Consider the following 5,054-nt stretch of genomic DNA (forward strand, 5'->3'; position numbering starts at 1 on the left):
TTATTGTCATCCTCGGGCTTGACCCGAGGATCCAGGGGCTTTCAAGAGCCGCTCCCGGTGGCCCCTGGATTGCCGGGTCAAGCCCGGCAATGACAGGAATGGTGAGGCGGCGACCCTTGCCCGGTTGATCTCCGAGCCCCGGTTGCCTCTTTTTGCCGCCACGCCTATTGTCGCCGCCCGAATAGGAACGGACAGCCCATGGCCGATCGACCGATCCCCGCCGACATCGCGGGCCTGAGCTTCGAGGACGCCCTCGCCGAGCTGGAGACCATCGTGCGCCAGCTTGAGGCCGGGCAGGGCAAGCTCGACGACAACATAACGGCCTATGAGCGCGGCGCCTTGCTTCGCGCCCATTGCGAGGCCAAGCTGCGCGAGGCGCAGGCGCGGGTCGAGACGATCTCGCGCGCCGCCGACGGCACCGTCACCGCCAAACCCGCGACTTTCGATTGAGGCCGTGTCTTGTCGATTGATCTGAGCAAAGCCATGGCCGAGACGGGCGCGCAGGTGGAGCGCGTCCTGGACCGCGTCCTGCCCAAGCCGCAGCCGGGCGAGCCGCCGCTGGCCGAGGCCATCCGCTACGCCTCGCTGGGCGGCGGCAAGCGGCTGCGCCCCTTCCTGGTGGTGTCGTCCGCGCGGCTGTTCGGCGTGGCCGAGAGCTGCGCCCTGCGCGTCGGCGCGGCGGTCGAGATGATCCATTGCTACTCGCTGGTGCATGACGACCTGCCGGCGATGGACAATGACGACCTGCGCCGCGGCAAGCCGACCACCCACAAGGCCTATGACGAGGCCACCGCGATCCTGGCCGGCGACGCGCTGCTGACCCAGGCCTTCGAGGTGCTGGCCGACGCCGAGACCCATGCCGACCCCAAGGTCCGCATCGCCCTGGTCACCGCCCTGGCCCGGGCCTCCGGCGCCGCCGGCATGGTCGGCGGCCAGGCGCTGGACATGCAGGCCGAGCAGACGCCGCTGACCGAGATCGGCGCCATCACCCGGCTGCAGCGGCTGAAGACCGGCGCGTTGTTCGAGTTCTCCTGCGAGGCCGGTGCGATCCTCGGCAAGGTCGAGGATTCGCGGCGCGGCGCGCTGCAGGCCTATGCCCATGACATGGGCCTGGCCTTCCAGATCGCCGACGACCTGCTCGACGTCCGCGGCCGGGCCGAGGAGATCGGCAAGACCCCGGGCAAGGACCAGGCGGCCGGCAAGGCCACCTTCGTCTCGATCCTCGGGCTGGAGCGAGCCGAATCCCAGGCCCGGATGCTGGTCGACCAGGCCTGCCGCCACCTCGACGTGTTCGGCGACCGGGCCGATGCGCTGCGCGCCGTCGCCCATTTCGTGGTCGAGCGCAAGGCCTGAGGTTCCGACGCTCAGGACTGCGGTCCGCTTCGGTGCCCCAAGGCGGCCTCAAGGCCGCCGCTTCGCTGCGTTGACGGTTCCCTCGAATTTCGGATAACTCCTCGGGGATTCGAGGGGCGGGGTTCGGGGGAGCCGTCATGCCGTATCTCGGCATTCTGATCTATGCCTGCCAGCTCGGCTTCCTGGTGCATGCGCTGCGCACCGGGCGGTCGAACATCTGGTTCTACATCCTGCTGTTCGCGCCGGGGCTGGGCATTGCCGCCTATATCCTGGTCGAGCTGCTGCCGGAATGGCTGAACCTGCGGCCGGTGCGCGACGCCCGGAAGCAGCTGGTCGATTCGGTCGACCCGGAGCGCCGGCTGCGCGCGCTGCGCCAGGCGCATGAGGACCTGCCGACCACCGCCAACAAGGTGCCGCTGGCCGAGGAGCTGCTGCATCTCGGCCGGCCCGCCGACGCGCTGCCGCTGCTGGAGGAGTCGATGGTCGGGCTGCATGCCGACGACCCGACCTTCGGCCGGCTGCGGGCCGAGGCCCTCTTGATGCTGGGCCGGCCGGAAGACGCGATCGGCGTCCTGGAAGAGGTGGCGGAGACCAACCCCGAGGCCGCCGATTCCAAGCGCCGCCTGGTGCACGCCCGGGCGCTGTGCATGATGGCCGCTACGACGACGGCATCGCGCTGCTGCGCCAGCTGCTGCCGGTCTTCGCCGGCGAGGAGGTCCGCGCCTGGCTGGCCCGGGCCGAGGCCGAGCGCGGCGACCATGCCGCGGCCGAGACGCTGTGGCGCGAGATCCTGACCCGCGCCGGCAAGTCGACCCGCAGCTACCGCGCCATCAACAAGGCCTGGATCGACGAGGCGAAGCAGGGGCTGGGCCAGGCGGCGTGAGGCCGTTCCAAAAGGGCGCAAACGCTTCTCTTCTTAGTCCCCCCTCCCCTTGCGGGAGGGGGGCAGGGGGAGGGGGCTGCGCGCGTCCGCGCGTGAAAGAGTCATGCTCGTCTCCGTTGTCACCGGGGATGGCATATCCCGTGCCGACGCAAACGGAGAGAACCCCCTCCCCCTAGCCCCCTCCCGCGAGGGGAGGGGGGACTCACTTTAGCGATTGGTTGGTTTCTCCTGCCCGCCCCCCAACACCCCTGCATGCCCGCCCTCCAGCCTTTCCGCTTCTGTCGGACAAATTCCTCGGGCAGAGAGAAGCGAACGGATCGGGGAAACGCGGGAATGGCGGCGATCGGCGCCCAGAAGCTGGACGGGACGGAAGGCGGTCACGGGACCGGGATCCTGCTGTTCTTCCTCGGCATGTCGCTGTTCACCTTCAACGACGCGCTCGGCAAGTGGCTGGTGGCGGACTACACGGTCGGCCAGGTGCTGCTGATCCGCAGCATCGGCGCCTTCGTCCTGCTGCTGCCCTGGATCATCCGCGGCATCCGCGGCCTGCTGGCGCCCGACCAGCCCTGGATGAACCTGCTGCGCGTCGCCCTGATGGCGCTCGAGGTCGCGACCTTCTACTTCGCCGTGCGCGGCCTGCCGCTGGCCGACGTGATGACCTTCTACATGGCCGCGCCGCTGATCGTCACCGCGCTGTCGGTGCCGCTCCTGGGCGAGAAGGTAGGCCCACGGCGCTGGGCGGCGGTGCTGATCGGCTTCGTCGGCGTGCTGATCGTGCTGCGCCCGACCGGCGCGGCGCTGTCGTCCTCGGCGCTGATCGCGCTGGCGGGCGCCACGCTGTTCAGCCTGGTCCTGATCGTCACCCGCCGGGTCCGCCACACCGGCGGGCTGGGCCTGATCACCTACCAGATCGTCGGCACCGGCCTGGCCGGCGCCGCCACCGTGCCCTTCGCCTGGGTGCCGCCGACCGGCTTCGACTGGGCGCTGCTGCTGGGCCTCGGCGTGGTGGCGATGGGCGCGCATCTGTGCATGAACAAGGCGCTGTCGCTGGCTCCGGCCGCGGTCGTCGCGCCCTACCAGTACTCGACCATCGTCATCGCCGCCGCGCTGGGCTGGGCGGTGTGGGGCGACGTGCCGACGCCGACCATCATCATCGGCAACCTGGTGATCATCGCCTCCGGCCTGTTCATCTACTACCGCGAGCGGCAGCTGAAGGGCGGGTAGGGGCCGACGCCCGCGACCCGCCCAGAGGCCGTTTGGAAATGCGCTGGCGTGAGTCGGCTGGCGGTGGTTTCGAGAACCGGCGCAGCGGACGTTATAGTCCGTGAGCACCGGAAGCGCAGAAAGCGCCGTCAGACGGCCGCGCCAGTAGCATTTACAGGCGGCCTCTCAGATCCCCTGGCCGCCGGAGACCTCGATCCGCTGGGCATTGACCCAGCGGTTCTCCTCGGACAAGAGGCTCGCGATCATCGGCCCGATGTCGTCGGGCAGGCCGGCGCGGCCCAGCGCGGTCATCCCGGCGAAGATCTGGTTGACCTCGGGGTTGTCGCGCACGGCGCCGCCGCCGAAATCGGTCTCGATCGCGCCCGGCGCCACGGTGTTGACCGCGATGCCGCGGCCGCCCAGCTCCCGGGCCATGTACCGGGTCAGCACCTCGACCGCGCCCTTCACCGCGGCATAGGCGGCATAGCCGGGAAATGTCGTCCGGGTCAGGCCGGAGGACAGGTTGACGATGCGGCCGCCATCCGCGATCAGCGGCAGCAGCGCCTGGGTCAGGAAATACACCCCCTTGAAGTGGACGTTGACCAGCCCGTCGAACTGCGCCTCGGTGGTCTGGCCGATCAGGGCGTGGTCGCCATGGCCGGCATTGTTCACCAGGTGGTCGAAGGTCTCGCGCCCCCAGGTCTCGCGCAGGACCGTCCGCAGCTGCTCGGCGAAGCCCGCGAAGGCGGCGACGTCGCCGGTGTCGAGCTGCAGCACCGCCGCCTTGCGCCCCGCTGCCCGGATCTCGGCGGCCGTGGCTTCGGCGTCCGCGGCGCCGTTGCGATAGGTGAGGATGACATCGCCGCCGCGGCGGGCGATGCTGAGCGCGGTGTTGCGGCCGAGGCCTCGGCTGCCGCCGGTGACGAGAGCGATCTTGGTCATGGTCATGCTCCTGTGGAACGACCATTCCGATATCGGGGCCGGCTGCCGGCCGTGGTTGCCGGAACCTCGACGTTCCTTGCCTGATCCTCCAAAAATGGTCCTGCGACTGACCGGACCGGGTAGGATCGGGCCGTGACCACCCTTCTCGATGCCGTCGGGCGCTACGCGCGGGACCATGCCGGACCGACCGGCACGGCACAGGCCCCGATCCCGGGGCTGACGATCGTGCGCGCGACCGCGCCCAGCGGTCTCGACTATGCGATCTCCCGGCCGCTGGCCTGCCTTGTGGTGCAGGGTAGCAAGCACGTGGCGATGGGGGCCGAGGGCTTCGCCTTCGCCGCCGGCGATACGCTGCTGATCGCGGCGGATGTTCCGACCGTCAGCCAGATCACGCGGGCGAGCGTTGCCGCACCCTATCTCTCGCTGGTGCTGGAGCTCGACCCGGCGGTCATTGCGGATCTGGTGACGCAGATGAGTGCCGTGACCGGCGCCGATCTTCCGCCCGTACGGGTCGAGCCGACCGACGCCGAGGTGGCCGATGCGGCGCTGCGGCTGATGCGGCTGCTCGATCGCCCGGCATCGGTGCCGGTGCTGCAGGCGCAGCTGGTGCGCGAGATGCATTACTGGCTGCTGGCGGGCCGGCACGGGGCGGCGATCCGGCGCCTCGGCTGGC

6 protein-coding genes are annotated in these 5,054 nt (G+C 70.1%); 5 read left to right on the plus strand and 1 reads right to left on the minus strand.

From position 1 onward, the window contains the following. Positions 1–198 precede the first annotated feature (198 nt). The 4 genes from P409_RS26340 (at position 199) to P409_RS26360 (ending at position 3,460) form a co-directional block, all read left to right on the plus strand. Positions 199–450: an exodeoxyribonuclease VII small subunit gene (locus P409_RS26340; protein WP_034845411.1), complete on the plus strand. Its 252-nt coding sequence runs from the start codon at positions 199–201 to the stop codon at positions 448–450. 33 nt (positions 451–483) lie between these two features. After that, complete coding sequence (locus P409_RS26345; RefSeq protein WP_052121422.1) at positions 484–1,353, plus strand: polyprenyl synthetase family protein; 870 nt, start codon at positions 484–486, stop codon at positions 1,351–1,353. A gap of 137 nt (positions 1,354–1,490) precedes the next feature. Beyond that, on the plus strand, positions 1,491–2,147 hold the full coding sequence (locus P409_RS36450; protein WP_052121423.1) for a tetratricopeptide repeat protein: 657 nt from the start codon (positions 1,491–1,493) through the stop codon (positions 2,145–2,147). 422 nt (positions 2,148–2,569) lie between these two features. Beyond that, positions 2,570–3,460 (plus strand): DMT family transporter, encoded by an 891-nt coding sequence (locus P409_RS26360; RefSeq protein WP_034845416.1) that lies wholly within the window; start codon positions 2,570–2,572, stop codon positions 3,458–3,460. A gap of 165 nt (positions 3,461–3,625) precedes the next feature. Here P409_RS26360 and P409_RS26365 read toward each other — a convergent pair whose 3' ends face one another. Then, complete coding sequence (locus P409_RS26365) at positions 3,626–4,381, minus strand: SDR family NAD(P)-dependent oxidoreductase (RefSeq protein WP_034845418.1); 756 nt, start codon at positions 4,379–4,381, stop codon at positions 3,626–3,628. A gap of 132 nt (positions 4,382–4,513) precedes the next feature. Between P409_RS26365 and P409_RS26370 the strand changes: the two genes are divergently transcribed. Then, on the plus strand, positions 4,514–5,054 hold a 541-nt coding region (locus tag P409_RS26370; protein WP_034845420.1), incomplete at its 3' end, for an AraC family transcriptional regulator.

The sequence above is a fragment of the Inquilinus limosus MP06 genome (assembly GCF_000767795.1).
In the GTDB taxonomy this organism is placed as follows: domain Bacteria; phylum Pseudomonadota; class Alphaproteobacteria; order DSM-16000; family Inquilinaceae; genus Inquilinus; species Inquilinus limosus_E.

Bases quoted from the DNA above. Each gene is read 5' to 3' on its own strand.
- P409_RS26340 (WP_034845411.1), top strand. From the start codon at position 199: ATGGCCGATCGACCGATCCCCGCCGACATCGCGGGCCTGAGCTTCGAG.
- P409_RS26345 (WP_052121422.1), top strand. From the start codon at position 484: ATGGCCGAGACGGGCGCGCAGGTGGAGCGCGTCCTGGACCGCGTCCTG.
- P409_RS36450 (WP_052121423.1), top strand. From the start codon at position 1,491: ATGCCGTATCTCGGCATTCTGATCTATGCCTGCCAGCTCGGCTTCCTG.
- P409_RS26360 (WP_034845416.1), top strand. From the start codon at position 2,570: ATGGCGGCGATCGGCGCCCAGAAGCTGGACGGGACGGAAGGCGGTCAC.
- P409_RS26365 (WP_034845418.1), bottom strand. From the start codon at position 4,381: ATGACCAAGATCGCTCTCGTCACCGGCGGCAGCCGAGGCCTCGGCCGC.